Below are 17,975 nucleotides of genomic sequence, written 5' to 3' on the forward strand. Positions count from 1 at the left end.
GCTTTTGACGCCCTTCAGTAGGGCGTCAGGCGGCTATTTGATTGTATTTTTCAGTCCGGGTCCACCGCCGCAATTACCCCCCCACCCAGGCACACCTCGCCGTCGTACAGCACGGCGCTTTGCCCCGGCGTAACGGCCCACTGCGCCTCGGGAAACTCCAGACGAAAGTCCGCACCCACCGCGCTCACCACGGTGCAGGCCGCATCCTGCTGGCGGTAACGCGTCTTGGCGGCGTACTGGCCCGGCGCGGGCGCATGGCCAGCGCACCAGCTGGCATCCTGGGCATCGAGCCCATGCGACAGCAGCCAGGGGTGGTCGTGCCCCTGCACCACGCGCAGCACGTTTTTCTCGAGATCCTTGCGCGCCACAAACCACGGCGCGTGCTCGCCCACGCCGCGCTGGCCCCGGTCCAGCGCCGCCTTGAGCTCGGCACCCTTGGCCTTCACACCGCCAATGCCCAACCCTTGGCGCTGACCCAGCGTGTAGAAACTCAGCCCCACATGCTTGCCCAGCGTGCGGCCCCGGTCGTCCTGGATGGGGCCCGGCGCGTGGCTGATGTAGCGGTTCAAAAACTCACGAAACGGCCGCTCGCCAATAAAGCAAATGCCGGTCGAATCCTTCTTCTTGGCGTTGGGCAGGCCAATTTCTTCGGCAATGCGGCGCACCTCGGTCTTGTGCAGCTCGCCCACCGGGAACAGCGTTTTGGACAGCTGCGCCTGGTTCAGCCGGTGCAAAAAATAGCTCTGGTCCTTGCCCGGGTCCAGCCCCTTGAGCAGCTCGAACAGGCCCGTGGCTGCGTTCTGGCGCACCCGCGCATAGTGACCGGTGGCAATCTTCTCAGCGCCCAGACGCATGGCGTGGTCGAGAAAGGCCTTGAACTTGATCTCGGCGTTGCACAGCACATCGGGGTTGGGCGTGCGCCCGGCCTGGTATTCGCGCAAAAACTCGGCGAACACCCGGTCCTTGTAATCGGCGGCGAAGTTGACATGTTCAATCTCGATACCGATCACATCGGCCACGGCGGCGGCGTCCACGAAGTCGATGTTGGACGAGCAGTACTCGCTGTCGTCGTCATCTTCCCAGTTCTTCATGAAGATGCCGACCACCTCGTGGCCCTGTTGCTTCAATAGGTGGGCGGTGACGGCGGAATCCACTCCGCCGCTCAGGCCCACGACAACGCGTTGCTTTTTCATGGACGGGATTATCCGGCTATCGCCGTGTTACCCAAGACAACTGCTATTGAATATGTAGCTATTGACGCTTGATGATTAAAGGCCAAACCCTATTTTTTACAAGAACCCAGTAACCTTTTATCCATGCCTTCGAGGGCAGTCGATGCTGGGGCGCCGAACAGGCTTTTGCAATTCATCTCTCATTTGCTTTCTGGTCGTGTGCGTTGCCAGGACAATCCAGGCCACCGCACCCCCTAACAAGGACGACGATGGCATTGCCCGATGGTTTGTACGACTTGCTGTTGACCGAGGGTCTGGCCCGTTCGCTCGCTGAGCTGACTCCGTCTCGCGCAGATGTGTCGCCCTTGAAGGGCGGAGCGACTGAATTTCTAACCGATGCCATTACGCGGCAACTTGGGGCACTCCTCGACGACCTGCCCGGCGAGGATGCGGACAAAGTTAAAGCGCAACTGGAGCTGGTCAACGGGCTTCTGGTGATGCTGCGGCAGCGGCTCGTGGGTGGTGTTGGTGAGGTGGGCACTGGTCCATCCGCGGATGTGATTGACCTGATTGCCTCTCCGTTGCGGGTCCTGCGGGCGGTCCAGCGTGACCAGCAGTTCCCGGCGTCGCCGGAGATTGGTCTGGGGGTGCCCTGGCTCTTTACCGCCGGAAAAGGCTCGCCTTCGCTGCTGCAGGAAATCCGCCGAGAGCTGGCATCCAGCGACCAGGTAGATATTCTGGTCAGCTTCATCACCGTCTCCGGCGTGCGCAAGTTGCAGGACGTGTTGCAGCAGATCACGGCCATGGGCGCGCAACCAACAGGGCAGGCGCCACGCAAGACCCGCCTGCGCATCCTCACCACCACCTACACCGGCGCGACCGAGGCGCGTGCGCTGGACGAGCTGGCACGCCTGCCTGGGTGCGAAGTGCGCGTGTCGCTCGATGGCCGGCGCACCCGTCTGCATGCCAAGGCCTGGCTTTTCCAGCGCAAGAGCGGCTTCGGTTCGGCCTATGTTGGCAGCGCCAACCTCTCGGGCGCTGCACTGACCGGTGGGCTGGAGTGGACCGTCAAACTGACCCAGCGCTCGCAAGAGGCGTTGTTTGCCCGCGCCGTGGCCCATTTCGAGACGCTATGGGCGGACAGCGAATTTCAGCGCTACGACCCGGACAACGTTGAACACCGGCAGGCCCTGGCCGCCGCGCTGGGCCGCGAGTCGTTTGGTGGCGAACCCTCGACCGCCATCAGCTTTTTTGACCTCCAGCCCAAGACCTATCAGCAGGAGATGCTGGAGCAGTTGGCCAACGAACGAGCCCACGGTCGCACCCGCAACCTGCTGGTGGCTGCCACCGGCACCGGCAAGACGGTAGTGGCCGCGTTCGACTACCGCAACACCTGCCGCAGCGAAGGCGGGCACCCGCGCCTTTTGTTTGTGGCCCACCGCGAGGAAATCCTGCGCCAGGCCCTGCGCACCTACCGTGAAGTGCTGCGCGCCCCCGATTTCGGTGAGCTGCTCACCGGGAGCCACCAACCCGAACGCTGGGACCATTTGTTCGCCACCATCGACAGCCTGACCAGCCGCAATCTTGTGGCCACCGTGGGCGCCAACCATTGGCATACGGTGGTGGTGGATGAATGCCACCGCTTGGCTGCTGACCGGTTTGATACTTTTGCCAAAGCAGTTCGCCCCAGTGTGTTGCTTGGGCTGACAGCCACGCCTGAGCGCAGCGACGGCCAACCCATCGCGCAGTATTTCGATGCACGGCCAGACGGCAGCCCGGCGGTCGAGCTGCGGTTGTGGCATGCGCTGGACCTGCAACTGCTGGCGCCGTTTGAGTACTACGCCTGCGACGACGCCACCGACTTCTCGGAAGTGCCTTGGGACCGGCCGGGGGAACGGGAGGCGGTGGACAACCTGGTCACAGGCAACGACGTTCGCGCCCGACTCGTCATCAACGAATGGCGCCGCTTGGCATCTGATGCACGGCAGTCGCGAGCCATTGTTTTTTGTGTGTCGGTGGCGCACGCTGAATTCATGACCGACTGGCTTAATCGCGCGGGGCTGCCTGCGGCTTGTGTGGTCGGTACGACGGCCAGCGAAGAGCGGCGCCGCGCACCACAGCGTCTGCTTAGTGGCGAGTTGTGCGCGCTGGTGACGGTCGATCTCTACAACGAAGGCATTGACCTGCCGATGGTAGACACACTGTTGTTGCTGCGGCCCACGCAAAGCCCGGTGCTGTTTCAGCAGCAGATTGGCCGTGGCCTGCGTCTGGCTCCCGGCAAGGAAAGCTGTCTGGTGCTCGACTTTGTGGGCCAGCACCGCACGGAGTTTCGGTTTGACCGCCTGTTGTCGAGCCTGACCGGCTTGTCGCGGCGCGAGCTGACCGACGGTGTGGAGAACGGGTTTGGCAGTTTGCCGCCCGGTTGCCATATTCACCTGCAACGCCAGACGCGCGAGCAGGTGTTGCAAGGTTTGCGGGCCTTGATATCGCAGAACTGGCGGCGCCTGAAGACCGAGCTGCAGACCTACGCCGCGCTGCGTGGCCGCTCGACCGTGCAGTTGGCCGATTTTCTGCACGACCAGGCACTGGAGCTGGAAGACGTCTACCGCGCCGGGACGGGTCAAGGCCGCAGTGGTTGGACGGCACTGAAGCGCGATGCGGGCCTGATGGTGGCAGAGCCAGGCCCGGAGGAGGACTACTTCAGCCGCCGCTTTGGCGACCTGCTGCATGTGGATGATCCGCGTCGGCTCGATGTAATGGCCGCAGTCGGCACGCGTCACAAAGATTCGCAGGTGCCCACGGCAGAGGAAGCATTGCGCGTGCAAATGCTGGCCTACCAGATTGATGGGCGCCATGAGCAGGCCGGCGGGCACGAGGCTTTCATGGCGCGTGTGGCGCAACACCCCGCCATTGCGGCCGAGCTGGTGGAGTTGTCTGCGTCACTGCAAGCCCGCAGCACCTTGGGCGCACATCCGGTTCCCGGTCTCGAAGATACGCCCTTGTGCCTGCACGCTGCGTATGGTGCGCGTGAAATCCTCACCGCAGTGGGCTGGCTAACGGCGTCGCGCCGTGTGCCGTTTCAAGCTGGCACCTTGTCGTTGCTCAGCCGCAAAACCGAGCTGTTGTTCGTCACGCTCGACAAGAGTGAGGGCTACCACGACCGCATCGCCTACCACGACTACGCGATCAGCGCGGAGCGCTTTCATTGGCAAAGCCAGAACAGCGCTGGCCCAGACACGCCAGGTGGCCGCCGCTACCTCGAAAGCGCGACCAATGGCTGGCAGTTCCAACTTTTCGTGAGGCCGCGCAAGGGTGAGGCCTACCGCGCCTGCGGCCCCGTGGCGCTGGAGTCGGCCGAGGGTGATCGACCCATGAACATCATCTGGAAAATGCACACTCCGCTACCTGCGCGACTGTTCAGAGAATTCAGTGTGCTGCGAGGGGTGTAACACTCCGGCAAAAAGGACCCCCATGGAACTGCGCCAACTCCGCTACTTCGTCCGCATCGTCGAGCTCGGCTCCATGGGCCGGGCGGCGCTCGACCTGAACATGGTGCAGTCGGCCCTGAGCCAGCAGATCAGCCGCCTGGAGGGCGAGCTGTGCACCCGGCTGCTGCAGCGCACCGCCAAGGGCGCCGTGCCCACCGAGGCGGGGCTGGCGTTTTTTCGCGAGGCGCAACTGGCGCTGCGCCATGCCGACCAGGCGGCGCGTGCGGCGCAGCAGGCGCGGCTGACGGGCAGCGTGAGCGTGGGCCTGTCGCCCACCACAGCGTCGGTGCTGGGTGTGCCGCTGATGCGCGCCATGCACGAGCGCTACCCCGATGTGCGCCTGCACATGGTGGGCAGCCTGTCGGGGCACCTGTCGACCATGCTCAACGCGCGCCAGCTCGACCTGGCCGTGCTGTTTGACACCCAGCCCGCACGCCGCTGGAGCGTGCTGCCGCTGCTGGAAGAGCGCCTGTTTTTGATCCGCTCGGCGCACCACCCGGCGCAGCAGCCACTGCCAGCGGGCAAGGTGGCGCTGGCGCAGCTGGGCGACGAGCCGCTGATTTTGCCCACCGGCCCGCACGGCCTGCGCAGCCGGCTGGATGCCGCCTTTGCCCAGGCGCGCGTGGCGCCGCGCATGGCCATGGAAATCGACTCACTCGCGCTGCTGATGGATGCGGTGGACATGGGCCTGGGCAGCACCATCCAGCCCTGGGCGGCGGTGGGCCGCTACCCCGACGCGGCGCAGCGCTTTGTGCTGGCCGAAATTGCAGATGGCCCGGCCTACCGGCCCGCTGCGCTGTGCAGCCTGTCGGACGACGAGCTCTCACCCGCCGCGCTGGCCGCGCGCGTGGTGCTGGGCGACTGCGTGCGCGAGCTGGTGCAGTCGGGCCGGTGGATTGGCGCACGTTTGACTACCCCCTGAGGCGCTGCGCGCCTTCCCCCTTAAGGGGAACGCCGCCAGCGCGGCGGGACGGCCCTTGCGCGGCGGCCGCTGGCCTGGGCCGCGCCCTGTCGAACGGATGTTGTCGGGCGCAAGCAAACTGGCATGAGCCGGCTTGGCGGCCAGCCCATCACGATTTGTGATGGGGCCATGCCGGCGCAACCCCTGCGCAAGCGGGGGCATTCTTTCTACATTCAGGTTCATGAATGAAGAGAACTGCCCATGAGCCCCGACGTTCTGGTGATTGGCGGTGGCAACGCCGCCCTGTGCGCCGCGCTGATGGCGCGCGAGGCCGGTGCCAGCGTGCTGCTGCTTGAATCGGCCCCGCGCGCCTGGCGCGGCGGCAACTCGGCCCACACGCGCAACCTGCGCTGCATGCACGATGCGCCGCAGGATGTGTTGGTAGAGGCCTACCCCGAAGAAGAATATTGGCAAGACCTGCTCAAGGTGACGGGCGGCCTGACCAACGAACACCTGGCGCGCCTGGTGATCCGGGCGTCGAGCAACTGCCGCGACTGGATGCGCAGCCACGGCGTGCATTTTCAGCCACCGCTGTCGGGCGCGCTGCATGTGGCGCGCACCAATGCCTTCTTCATGGGGGGCGGCAAGGCGCTGGTCAACGCGTATTACCGCAGCGCGGAAAAACTCGGCGTGCAAATCCGCTATGAAGCGCCGGTGGACCGCATCGAGATCGACAACGGCCGTTTCATTGCCGCGCATTGCACCGTCAACGGCAAACCCGAGCGCATCACCGCCAAAAGCTGCGTGCTGGCCGCAGGCGGTTTTGAATCGAACCGCGAATGGCTGCGCGAGGCCTGGGGCCAGAACGAGCGCGGTGAATGGCCGTCAGACAACTTTTTGATTCGCGGCACGGCCTACAACCGGGGCGTGCTGCTCAAGCACTTGCTCGACGACCACGGCGCCGACCGCATTGGCGACCCGACGCAGGCGCACATGGTGGCCATCGACGCGCGCGCACCGCTGTACGACGGCGGCATCTGCACCCGCATCGACTGCGTGTCGCTGGGCGTGGTGGTCAACCGCGAGGCCGAGCGCTTTTATGACGAGGGCGAGGACTTCTGGCCCAAGCGCTATGCTATCTGGGGGCGCTTGGTGGCGCAGCAGCCGGGGCAAATTGGCTATTCGATCATCGACAGCAAGGCCATTGGCCGCTTCATGCCGCCGGTGTTTCCGGGCGTCAAGGCCGACAGCCTGCCTGAGCTGGCGCAAAAGCTGGGCCTGGATGTGGATACCTTCATTCGCACGCTCGACAGCTACAACGCCGCCTGCCGCGTCGGCACGTTCGACCACACCGCGCTGGACGATTGCCACACCGAGGGTGTGATGCCTGCCAAGACGCACTGGGCGCGGCCCATCGACACGGCGCCCTATTACGGCTACGCGCTCAAGCCGGGCGTCACCTTCACTTACCTGGGCTTGCACACCGACGACACCGCCGCCGTGCGCTTCAACAACCAGCCCAGCGACAACCTGTTTGTGGCCGGCGAAATGATGGCCGGCAACGTGCTGGGCAAGGGCTACACGGCCGGCGTGGGCATGAGCATTGGCACGGCGTTTGGCCGCATTGCCGGCACCAACGCGGCGCAGGCAGCTTTGGCATCAAAACGGCCTCCAGCGCTTATGCACAAAGCGCCAACAGCTATGAAAAATGAAACCCCCACGCTTGTCACTTCGTGCACTGCGCTGCCCCCCGAGGGGGCGCGTTTTGCCTTGGGGCGGCCCGGCGGCGAAACAGGAGCAAACCATGCAATCGCTTGAAGCCCTGACGCGCGACGCCAGGGCGCTGGCCAACGGCGAGATCGTGCTGTCTGCCCCCGAAACCGAAGTGGCGCGCCAGATGCAGATCTGCAACGCCTGCCGCTACTGCGAGGGCTTTTGCGCCGTGTTCCCGGCCATGACGCGCCGGCTTGAATTCGGCAAGGCCGACATCCACTTTCTGGCCAACCTGTGCCACAACTGCGGCGCCTGCCTGCACGCCTGCCAATATGCGCCGCCGCACGAGTTTGCCGTCAACGTGCCGCAGGCCATGGCCCAGGTGCGCGGCCAGACCTATGCCGACTACGCCTGGCCGCCCGCGCTGGGCCAGCTGTACCAGCGCCAGGGGCTCACGCTGTCGCTGGCACTGGCGGCGGGGCTGGCGCTGTTCCTGGTGCTGGGGGCCGTGCTGCAAGGCGGCGGCCTGGGTGCGCTGTGGGGCGCCAACCTGGGCGGCAACTTCTACCACCTGTTCCCGCACAACCTGCTGGTGGGGCTGTTTGCGCCAGTGTTCCTGTTTGTGGTGTTTGCCCTCGCCATGGGCGTGCGCCGCTTCTGGCGTGACGTGACGCCCGCCACCAGCGGCGCGCCGCTGTCCGCACCCGCCACGTTGGACGCCACCGATGCCGTGCTGCGCCTCAAATACCTCGACGGCGGCCACGGCGACGGTTGCCACAACGAGGACGACGCCTACACGCTGAAGCGCCGCCGTGCGCACCACCTCACGTTCTACGGTTTCATGCTGTGCTTTGCCGCCACCAGCCTGGCCACGGTGTACCACTATGTCTTTGGCTGGGCGGCGCCCTACGACCTGCCCAGCGTGCCCAAGCTGCTGGGCGCCGTGGGCGGCGTGATGCTGATGCTGGGCACGGCCGGCCTGTGGCACCTGAACCGCACGCGCCACGCGCTGCATGGCGATGCGCAGCAAAAGCCCATGGATCTGGGCTTCATCGCCCTGCTGTTCCTGGTGTCGTCCAGCGGCCTGGCGCTTTGGCTGGCGCGCAGCACGCCCGCCCTGGCGCTGCTGCTGTGCCTGCACTTGGGCGCGGTGATGGCGCTGTTTGCCACGCTGCCCTATGGCAAGTTTGCGCACGGCGTGTTCCGCACCGCATCGCTCTTGCGCCACGCCATCGAAAAGCGCCAGCCCAACCCCATCGGTCTGGGCGCTGACTGATTCCATTTCTAAATCACCCGTGTCGTTGTTGCTTCGCCTTGTCGTGCTACAGCACTGCCTGCGGCTTCGCGCCTCGACACAAATGATTTGGAAAAGGAATGACATCCACCCCATCCCACCCACCACACCACCACAACCCGAGGAGGCCTTCATGAACAAACGCCAACTGCTGCGCGCCACCGCGCTCGTCGCTTCATCCCTGCTGCTGGCTGGCACGGCCAGCGCGCAGGACTTTCCGCCCAAGAAACCCGTCACGCTGGTGGTGGGCTTTGCCGCAGGCGGCGCTGCCGACGCGGCCGCGCGCCTGATCGCCAAGAAACTGGGCGAGAACATCGGCCAGACCGTGGTGGTGGACAACAAGGGCGGCGCGGGCGGCAATATCGCCCACCAGTTTGTGGCCAATGCCGCGCCCGATGGCACGGTGCTGCTGTTTGGCTCGGTCGGCCCGCTGACCATTGCGCCGCACCTCATGAAGTTGACCTATGACCCGTTCAAGGACCTGGCGGCCATCTCGGGCGGCGTCAACTTCCCCAACGTGCTGGTGGTGCACAAGGCCGCCGGTGCCAAGACGCTGGCCGAGTTCATCCAGCTGTCCAAAAAGAAACCTGGCAGCGTGGAATTTGCCTCCACCGGCGCGGGCTCGGCATCGCACCTGGCAGGCGAGCTGTTCAACCAGCGTGCAGGCATCGACATGACCCATGTGCCCTACAAGGGCGGCGCGCCCGCGCTGCAAGACCTGCTGGGTGAGCGCATCACCTCGTACTTTGCCGCGCCACCCACGGCCATGCCGCATGTGGAGTCGGGCAAGCTAATCCCGCTGGCCACCACGGGTCTGACGCGCCCGGCCTACCTGCCCAACGTCCCCACGGTGGCCGAGTCGGGCTTTCCGGGCTTTGAGGCGCTGAACTGGTACGCCTTTGTGGCGCCCGGCAAAACCCCCGCGCCGCTGCTGGACCGCTGGAACCAGGAAATCGTGAAGGTGCTGAACGACCCGGGCGTGAAGGATGCGCTGAACAAGCACGGCCTCACCCCCCAGCCCACCACGCGGGCCGAGCTCACGGCGTTCATGAAGAAGGAATCGACCCAGTGGGCCGCCATCATCAAGGAGCGCAAGCTCACGGCGGACTGACTTCGGCTCGCAGCAACCCAGAAGCCTGTCGGACTTGGAAATCGTCGACTCCAAGTCCGACAGACTCTTGGCGGCCCCTTCAGAGGGCCGCTGTGGCTTGCAGCACGCTCGCGTCGGTGTGGATCAGCGCCAGCGGAGCGCGCTGACCGGCCAGGTAGTCCTGGATGCACTGCAGCACCAGCGGGCTGCGGTGGCGGGCGGCGCTGGCATGCAGCTCGTCCAGCGTCATCCACACGGTGCGCACGATGCCTTCATCGAGCGCGCGCCATTCGTGGTGCGTGCCCACCGTGCCGGCAAAAGCAAAGCGCAGGTAGGTGATGTCGTGCCCCGTGCGCGTGCGCGTAAAGCGGTTGAGGTACACGCCCACCAGGGCCGCGGGCGCAAAGTCGTGCGCCGTTTCCTCCAGCACCTCGCGCACGCAGGCCTCGATGGGCGACTCGCCCGGGTCCAGGTGACCGGCGGGGTTGTTGAGCCGCAGGCCGTCGGCCGTGTCTTCTTCGACCAGCAGAAAGCGGCCATCGCGTTCGATGATGGCGGCCACGGTAACGTTGGGTTTCCAGCGATTTGGCATGGCGCGCATTATGACCACGGGCCATGACAGGCGCCTGATGGGGCCCGGTCAGGGGATCGCAAGGGCCTTTGAAGTCGCTCTGGGGCGCGCTCTGTAGCGCGAATAAACACGCTGTATTTGCGCCGCCCAGGTCGCTCAGTGCGGCACCACGGGGGCCTGCACGAAGTCGTCAAGCGACAGGCCTTTTTCCTTGAGCAGCGCCTCCAGCACGGGCTGCAGGCGGCCCAGGCTTTCGTGCACGGCCTCGCGCACGGTGTCCACCACCACCTGGGTGCTGCGCTCGATCTCGATGTTGAGCACGTCGCCGGCCCTCTTGTCTTCAAACACCGTGGCGCGGCGGGTTTCGGGGATCAGCCACACCTCAAACCAGCCCTCGGCGCGGTTGACCTCGGCCACCGTGAGGCTGGCGCCGTGAATGGCGATGTAGCCCTTGGCAAACACATACTTGCGAAAGTCGGGCGGCACGGCCACGCGCCACACCAGGTTGTTGTCGAACTCGCGGCGCTGCACCAGCGTGCCGGTGAAATCGACATGGCCCGACAACGGGTGCCCGCCGATCTCGGCGCCGTCCTTGGCCGCGCGCTCCACGTTCACGCGGTCGCCCTGCTGGTAGCTGCCCAGCGTGGTGATGCTCAGGCTCTGCAGCATCACGTCAAAGTTGGCCTGCGTGGGCGAGAGGATTTCCGTCACCGTGAGGCACACGCCGTCGGTTGCCACGCTGGCGCCAATGGCCAAGTCCTGGCAAAAACCCTCGGGAAAGTCGAGCGTGAAGGTGCGCAGGCCTGCGCGGTCATGGATGGCGGCGATGGTGGCGGTGGCTTGAACAATGCCTGTGAACATGGTGGCGCGGCTTTCCGGGTGCGTTGCGGAGCGCAGGGCCTGCGGGGGCGGGCAGCACTCCTGAAGGGGTTACGCAGATTTTGCCACCCGGCCTGATCTGCGCGGTGCACCCATGTCTTTATCCCATGGGCGGCGTATTTGCTGCCACCGCCATGGCACGCGCCATGTACACCGCGCCTGCCCCATAGCTGGCCAGGCGCTCGCGCTGCGACGCGTCGCCCAACGGCTGCTGGGCGTAGCCATGGCGCTCCCAATAGGTTTGCGAGCCCTGCACCGACACCAGCGCGGTGTGCCGCAGCCCTTGCGCCGCCGCATGGTCCCACACCGATTTGAGCAGCGCCTGCGCCAAGCCCTGCCCGGCGCAGGTGGGCAGCACGGCCATGTCATGCAGGTACAACGTGTCGGCCTGTGGCACCGCCTCGAAATCACCGTGCAGAGGCGTCACCTTGCCCAGCGCCGAGCGGTAGGCGGCCAGATAGGCGCAGACCTGGCCATCGCGCTCCAGCACCAGCGAGCAATTGGCCGGGCTGGCCAGACGGCGAGCAAACACCTCGACACTCTCGACAAAGCCCGGGCCATAGCAGGCCCGCTGCACGGCAAGAAGATCCGCCAGATCGGGGTGCACCAGCGCACGCAAACGAACCGGGGGCGGGAGGGTGGCAGAGAAGGTCATCACGGCAGGCTGCAATAGACAAGCGCCGGATTGTCAGGCAATGCGCTCAAGCCCTTGGCATGTGCCGTGCGCCATGCCCCTGGCGCGCAAGGCCCCAACCCACAACACGCACGCGCGTTATCAGGCGGCTTGCGCGGCGGCGGGCAGGCCCCAGGCACTGGCGGTCACGGTCAGCACGGCGGCAATGGTCGTGTTCAGGGGTGGGATGGAGAGGATGGGCATGGCAACAGCATTCAGACAACAAAACAATGCCGCAAAGATAGCCACCGGCTGTGACGCAGCGATGACATGCGCGGGGCGCCGCAGTGGCCTGGCGCCACTGGCAACCGGCCGTGCACAAGTGTCGTGCGGGCTTTGCAGGGGGATTGGCACACCGTCACACGGCGGTCACGCAATGGCAAAACACTGCGCCTTTGCTGTTTCAAGTCGTCACATTACTGAAGGCCTCCCATGCACCTGCACGCCCCGTTTTCTTTGCCCCGCCGTCCGCTGGCCCTGGCCCTGATGGGCGCACTCACCCTGGGCCTGGTGGCCTGCGGCGGCAGTGACGATGCCCCCAGCTTCAAGACCATCGAACTCAACATCGCCCACATCAACGACCACCACTCGCAACTCGATGCATTTGCCGGCACCGAGCTGACGCTCGACGGCGTGGCCACGCAGGTCGAGCTGGGCGGCTTTGCGCGCCAGACGGCGGTGTTCAAGGCGCTTGCCGGCACGCCCAACCTGCTCAAGCTGCACGCGGGCGACGCCATCACGGGCTCGCTGTACTACACCTTCTTCAAGGGCAAGGCCGATGCGCAGATGATGAACAGCATCTGCTTTGACGCCTTCGTGCCCGGCAACCACGAGTTTGACGACGGCGACGGCGTCTTCAAGGGCTTCCTGGATGCCCTGGCCGACCCGGCCAACGGCGGCAACTGCAAAACGCCCACCGTGTCGGCCAACATCGTGCCGCAGGCCGGCACGCCGCTGGCCCCGGCCGGCGCCGCCGCCTACCTGCAGCCCTACACCATCAAGAAGATCGACGGCGTGGACGTGGGCATCGTGGGCGTGACCATTGCCGCCAAAACGGCCAACTCGTCGCGCCCGCTGGCCACCACCCAGTTCCAGGACGAGGCAAAGGCGGCCCAGAAGGCCATCGACGAGCTCAAGGCCAAGGGCGTGCGCCACATCGTGCTGATGTCGCACCTGGGCTACGACAACGACAAGCAGATCGCCGCGCAACTGACCGATGTGGACGTGGTCATCGGTGGCGACTCGCACACCCTGCTGGGTGACTTCAAGGCGGTCGGGGTTGCTTCTGCCACTGGCACCTACCCCACGGTGGTCAAGAACAAGTCGGGCGAAACCGTGTGCATCGGCCAGGCCTGGGAATACGCCAAGGCCTACGGTCTCATGAACGTGAAGTTCGATGCGCAGGGCAGCGTGGCCAGCTGCGCAGGCAAGAGCCAGCTGGTGATTGGCGACAGCTTCAAGCGCAAGGACAGCGCTGGCGTGTGGCAACCCCTGGCCGATGCCGACCGCACTGCGCTGGTTGCCAAGCTGGCATCCCATGCCAACGTGAAGGTCGTCACACCCGACGCCGCTGCAACCCAGACGCTTTCCACCTACGCCTCGCAGGTCACGGCCCAGAAGGCCATCACCATCGGTACGGCCAGCGAAGCCCTGTGCCTGATGCGCGTGCCCGGTGGCTCCAACAGCCGCAACACCGGCGTGGCAGGCTGCGAAACCGCCAACACCCTGGCGCGCGGCAGCGACGCCGCCCAGGTGGTGGCAGAAGCCTTCCTGCGGGCCAGCAAGCGCGCCGACTTTGCACTGCAAAACGCGGGTGGTGTGCGCACGCCGATTGCCGCCGGCTCGCTCAGCATGAACACGGCCTTCACGCTGCTGCCGTTCACCAACGTGCTGGTCGAGATGGACCTCAAGGGTTCGGAAGTGATTGCCGCCCTGGAAGACGGCGTGGCCGCCCATCTGGACGCGGCCGTGCCATCAGACGGCGCGCACCCCTACGCCGCAGGCCTGCGCTGGGACCTGGACATGAGCAAAGCCAAGGGCCAGCGCTTCAGCAACGTGCAGGCGCGCAACAAGACCACCGGCGCCTGGACCGCCATCGACCCCGCCAAGACCTATGTGCTGGTGACCAACGACTTCGTGGCCGCGGGTGGTGATGGTTACGCCACGCTCAAGCCCATCTACACCGCAGGCCGTTACGTCAACACCTACCTGCTCTACACCCAGAGCTTCGTGGACTATGTGATCGCCCAGGGCACCATCGCCCGCCCCAAGGCAGCCGACTACGCGCACCAGAAGGTCATCACCAAGGCCGGCGTGGTGCTGCCCTGAGGTAAAGACCGGCGTGGCATGCGCAACGCATGCCACGCACCCAAACTGCGCCAGAGTGCAATGCCTTGGCGCTGTGTGGCGCACTACCGCGCCACCGCCAGTCCCGCCCCATGCCCGCGCGTAAAGGCCTCTTCGAACACCGAATACCCCGACCAGTCGCTGTGCGCAAACGCCAGGCGGGCGGTGGTGGGGGTGGGAAGCCAGGCGACTCGCTCACCATTCGATAGCTGTTTGCGCTTATCAGATATGGGCTTGAGGCCAATTTGACCTAAAAACCCCAGCACACCCGGCGTGGGGATGGACATGGCGTGGCCGTAGCGGGTGATATCCACGCGCGTGGCGCGGCGCGGCAGGTCGGGGTGGGGCCCGCTCAAAGCGGCGAGGGTGGCATAGGCCCAGTGCACCCAGGGCTGGGTGGCCAGTTGCTCGCGGCCCTGCGGCACGTCGCCCAGGGCCTGGTAGTAGCTGAGCACGGTGGGGCCGGCAAGCACGGCGCGCAGGTCCAGGCGCTGGTGGCCCGCATCCACATAGCCCAGCCCGCCGGGGTTGGCGTCGTTATAGAGCACGTTGTCCCACGCGGGCGCGGCACCGGGGCGGTCGGCCAGCGGTGCATCGATGTGGATATTGGCCACCAGCCAGGGCGCCCACGACAGGCGCTGCGCGGCCTCGCGCAAAAAGGCGGGCGGGCTCTGCACCACGCGTGCGGCCATGAACACCGGCAGCGCCACGATGCAGCGCTGCGCCTGCCAGCGCTCCACGCTGTCGGTGGCGTGGTTGAAGGCGTCCACCTCCACGCCGTGGCGGCCCTCGGTGATGCGCAGCACGCTGCAGGCCGTGCGCAACTGGCCGCCGTCGTGCAGCGGCGCAGCCAGGCGCTGGGTGAGCCAGCCGTTGCCCTCGGACCAGGTGAGCACGCTCTCGCGGTCTTCGGCGGCGGCATCGCCCGGCGCATGAAAGCCGTGGCGGCTGGCGAAATAGTGGATGCCGGCCCAGGCCGACACGCGCGCCGTGCCCGCGCCGTAGTCGTCGCGGCAGCAGTAGTCGAGGTACCAGCGCAGGCGCGGGTCATCCAGCCCTTCCTGGTCCAGCCACGCAGCAAAAGTCATGGCATCCAGCGCTTGATGGGCGGGTGCCAGCGGTCGTTTTGCATCAAAAGACTTGAGCATGGGCATGGTGAAGCGCGCGGCCTTGCCCAGCGCCTGCACCCGCTCGGCAAAGCGCCGGTATTGCGCCAGCGTGGCCTCGCCCACCCCCTGCACGGGCAGCAGGCCCTCTTGCCATTCGCCCTCTAAAAACAGGCGCTCCTGCGGGCTGTGGCACAGGTGGCGCTCGTCATATTGCCAGCGCCCGGCCACGCGCTGGCGCAGGCCCAGTTCTTCGAGCAGGTCCTGCACCTCGCGCGCGTCGTCGCCGGGCACGGGCAGGTAGTGCGCGCCCAGCGGGCAGGCGATGCCGGCCACCTGGCCGCCCCGGCTGTTGCCACCGGGCGCATCCTCCAGCTCCAGCAGCGCAAAGTCTTCCACACCCGCCAGTCGCAGCGAGCGCGCGGCGGCCAGCCCCGCCACGCCGCCCCCCGCGATGAGGACCTGCGCGCGGCGCACCACGCCGGGGGTGGGCAGGGTGCCAGCCTTGAGCAGATCACGCAGCTGGTGGCCACGCTCCATGTCGATGCCGGCGAAACCGCCTTCGAGCGTGCGCGGCGCGTCATGGCACCCCGCGAGGACGCTGGCTGCGGCAGTGGCAAGGAAATGGCGGCGCTGCATGGCTTCAGCCTTGCGGCGTGTACGCACCACCCGCGACGCATGAAACCGGCGCGGCCCAAACCAGCGGCCCCCGCGCAAGGGCCGCCCCGCCGCGCTGGGGGCGTCCCCCTGCCCGCTGCGCGCAGCGCTGCGAGAGCGGGGGGAAGACGCGAAGCGGCTCAGGGGGGTGTCGCATCTAGTGCTTTCCCCACTCACGCTCGTACGTGTGCACCAGCGCCTGGTTCGACAGCCGGTTCACCTCGGCAGGCACGCGCGCCATGTCGAGCGGAAAGTCGAACAGCAGCGGCAGCGTGTCGGCACTCAGAAACCGCAAGTCGCCAGGCAGTGCATCGGGCAGGCGCCAGGGCCTTCGGCTGGCGATGATGAAGCCCCACTCGCCAAAGCTGGGCACATGCGCGTGGTACGGCGCTGTCGAGAGACCGATGGATTCGATGGTCTGCGCTACCGTCCAGTAGCTTTGCCGCGCCACCAGGGGCGAGGTGGTCTGCACCACCGCGTAGCCGCTGGCGGCCAGGCGCTTGTCCAGCAGGGCATAGAAGCTGTTGGTGTAGAGCTTGCCGATGGAAAAATTGGTGGGATCGGGGAAGTCCACCACGATGACATCAAAAGTGTCAGCGCCCTGCTGCAGCCAACCAAAGGCGTCGGTGTTGACGATCTTCACCTTGGGGTTGCGCAGCGCGTGGCCGTTCAGGGCTGCGAGCGTGGGGTTGTCAGTGAAGATGGTCGTCATCGCCGGGTCCAGCTCCACCAGCGTGACGGATTCGACCAAGGGGTATTTGAGGATTTCGCGCACCGCCATGCCGTCGCCCCCGCCGAGCACCGCCACGCGCCTGGGAGCGCCGTGCGCCGCCATGGCGGGGTGCACCAGGGCTTCGTGGTAGCGGTACTCATCGGCCTGCGCAAACTGCAGGTTGCCATTGAGGTACAGCCGGTGTCCCGCCCGCCCCTGCGTCACCACGATGCGCTGGTAGGGTGATGCGGTGCTGAACACGATGCGGTCTTGATAAAACTTGTCTTCGGCAAAACTGGTGATGTGCTCGGCCCCCGCCAGGGCCGCCAGCAGAATGCCCAGCACCATCACGCAGGCTGCGGCATGGGCTTTGAGGCGTCGCAGCTCGTGCCGGAACAGCCACACGGCCCACAGCGCCACAACCGCGTTCATCAGGCCAAACAGCAGCCCCGTGCGGATCAGCCCCAGGTGCGGCACCAGCAGCAGCGGAAACGCCATCGACACCGCCAGCGCGCCCAGGTAGTCGAACGTGAGCACCTGCGAGACCAGGTCTTTCAGCGCCACATTGCGCTTCAAGATGCGCATGACCAGCGGAATCTCCAGGCCCACCAGCGTCCCCACCATGAACACCATGCCGTACAGCAGAAACCGGAACGCGCCGGGCGTGTACGCATTGGCCAGAAACAGCGTGGCCGGAAGTGCCCCGCCAACCAGCGCCACCAAGAGCTCGATGCGCAAAAAATGCGCGGGCAGCTGCCGCTCGAAATAGCGCGACAGCCACGAGCCCACGCCCATGGCAAACAGGTAGGTGCCGATGATGGTGCTGAACTGCAGCACCGAGTCGCCCAGCACATAGGAGGCGATCGCTCCCGCCGCCAGCTCGTACAGCAGCCCGCAAGCCGCCACCACGAACACGCTGGCGAGCAGGGCGACTTCGATGGGGCGGGGGCCGGTGGGGGTGTCGGTGTCCTTCATGGGAGGGCGCATGCAATGGGCGCGGCCGTGGCCAGTGGGCACCGCGCAAGGGCCGCCAGCATGTCGCACTCCGGGCGCTGGTGGCATCCCCTTGCCCCCAGCGCACTGCGCTGCGAGAGCGGGGGGAAGCGGCGAAGCCGCTCAGGGGGGTGTCCCATCAATGAATCGCCGCCGCCACGATGATGCTGATCCCGAGGCACATCGCGGCCACCACCATGGCCAGGGCCTTGTTCTGCTTTTCAACGATTTCGCGCCACAGGTCGTACGGCGTGATCTTGTCGACCAGGACGAAGCACAGCCAGAAGATGACCACGCCGATCAGCGCATAAAGCATGGACCCGAGGAAGGCTGCGGGCCGGAGCCATTCGATTCCCATCATGGTGTGTTTCTCCTTGAAA

At 66.1% G+C, this 17,975-nt stretch carries 12 protein-coding genes and 1 pseudogene; 6 read left to right on the forward strand and 7 right to left on the reverse strand.

The annotated features are described in order from the left end of the window. Positions 1-50 precede the first annotated feature (50 nt). Positions 51-1,193 carry a tRNA 2-thiouridine(34) synthase MnmA gene (gene mnmA / locus K226_RS0103210; protein WP_202899871.1) on the reverse strand — a complete coding sequence of 381 codons (1,143 nt, stop codon included), beginning with the start codon at positions 1,191-1,193 and terminating at the stop codon, positions 51-53. A gap of 248 nt (positions 1,194-1,441) precedes the next feature. Between mnmA and K226_RS0103215 the strand changes: the two genes are divergently transcribed. The 5 genes and pseudogenes from K226_RS0103215 to K226_RS0103235 all read left to right on the forward strand — a co-directional run bounded on the left by K226_RS0103215 (position 1,442) and on the right by K226_RS0103235 (position 9,679). Further along, on the forward strand, positions 1,442-4,621 hold the full coding sequence (locus K226_RS0103215) for a DUF3427 domain-containing protein (protein WP_024813433.1): 3,180 nt from the start codon (positions 1,442-1,444) through the stop codon (positions 4,619-4,621). Positions 4,622-4,643: 22 nt separating this feature from the next. Further along, positions 4,644-5,582, forward strand: coding sequence for a LysR substrate-binding domain-containing protein (locus K226_RS0103220; RefSeq protein WP_024813434.1), 939 nt, complete (start codon positions 4,644-4,646; stop codon positions 5,580-5,582). Positions 5,583-5,822: 240 nt separating this feature from the next. Further along, positions 5,823-7,214 (forward strand): annotated as a pseudogene (tcuA, locus tag K226_RS0103225) (FAD-dependent tricarballylate dehydrogenase TcuA); the annotation flags it as partial. Between the two features lie 151 nt (positions 7,215-7,365). Beyond that, positions 7,366-8,550, forward strand: a complete 1,185-nt coding sequence (gene tcuB, locus K226_RS0103230; protein WP_024813436.1) for a tricarballylate utilization 4Fe-4S protein TcuB — start codon at positions 7,366-7,368, stop codon at positions 8,548-8,550. A gap of 151 nt (positions 8,551-8,701) precedes the next feature. Continuing rightward, positions 8,702-9,679 carry a tripartite tricarboxylate transporter substrate binding protein gene (locus K226_RS0103235; protein WP_024813437.1) on the forward strand — a complete coding sequence of 326 codons (978 nt, stop codon included), beginning with the start codon at positions 8,702-8,704 and terminating at the stop codon, positions 9,677-9,679. 79 nt (positions 9,680-9,758) lie between these two features. Here the strand turns inward: K226_RS0103235 and K226_RS0103240 are convergent, their stop codons facing one another. The 3 genes from K226_RS0103240 to K226_RS0103250 form a co-directional block, all read right to left on the reverse strand. After that, positions 9,759-10,250 carry an NUDIX hydrolase gene (locus K226_RS0103240; protein ID WP_024813438.1) on the reverse strand — a complete coding sequence of 164 codons (492 nt, stop codon included), beginning with the start codon at positions 10,248-10,250 and terminating at the stop codon, positions 9,759-9,761. 135 nt (positions 10,251-10,385) lie between these two features. Next, entirely contained in the window at positions 10,386-11,090 is a 705-nt protein-coding gene (locus K226_RS0103245; RefSeq protein ID WP_024813439.1) for a riboflavin synthase, read from the reverse strand. A 118-nt stretch (positions 11,091-11,208) separates the two neighbouring features. Further along, on the reverse strand, positions 11,209-11,763 hold the full coding sequence (locus tag K226_RS0103250) for a GNAT family N-acetyltransferase (RefSeq protein WP_024813440.1): 555 nt from the start codon (positions 11,761-11,763) through the stop codon (positions 11,209-11,211). Positions 11,764-12,213: 450 nt separating this feature from the next. Here K226_RS0103250 and K226_RS0103260 point away from each other — a divergent pair, with 450 nt between their 5' ends. Continuing rightward, positions 12,214-14,109 (forward strand): bifunctional UDP-sugar hydrolase/5'-nucleotidase, encoded by a 1,896-nt coding sequence (locus tag K226_RS0103260; protein WP_024813441.1) that lies wholly within the window; start codon positions 12,214-12,216, stop codon positions 14,107-14,109. 83 nt (positions 14,110-14,192) lie between these two features. On the opposite strand, the gene K226_RS0103265 is transcribed toward K226_RS0103260, so the two are convergent. The 3 genes from K226_RS0103265 to K226_RS0103275 form a co-directional block, all read right to left on the reverse strand. Next, entirely contained in the window at positions 14,193-15,872 is a 1,680-nt protein-coding gene (locus tag K226_RS0103265) for an NAD(P)-binding protein (RefSeq protein WP_024813442.1), read from the reverse strand. A 175-nt stretch (positions 15,873-16,047) separates the two neighbouring features. Continuing rightward, on the reverse strand, positions 16,048-17,577 hold the full coding sequence (locus tag K226_RS0103270) for a polyamine aminopropyltransferase (protein ID WP_024813443.1): 1,530 nt from the start codon (positions 17,575-17,577) through the stop codon (positions 16,048-16,050). 157 nt (positions 17,578-17,734) lie between these two features. Then, entirely contained in the window at positions 17,735-17,956 is a 222-nt protein-coding gene (locus K226_RS0103275; RefSeq protein WP_024813444.1) for a DUF350 domain-containing protein, read from the reverse strand. Between the last annotated feature and the right edge of the window lie 19 nt (positions 17,957-17,975).

This window comes from Acidovorax sp. JHL-3 (assembly GCF_000526295.1).
Lineage (GTDB): Bacteria > Pseudomonadota > Gammaproteobacteria > Burkholderiales > Burkholderiaceae_C > Acidovorax > Acidovorax defluvii.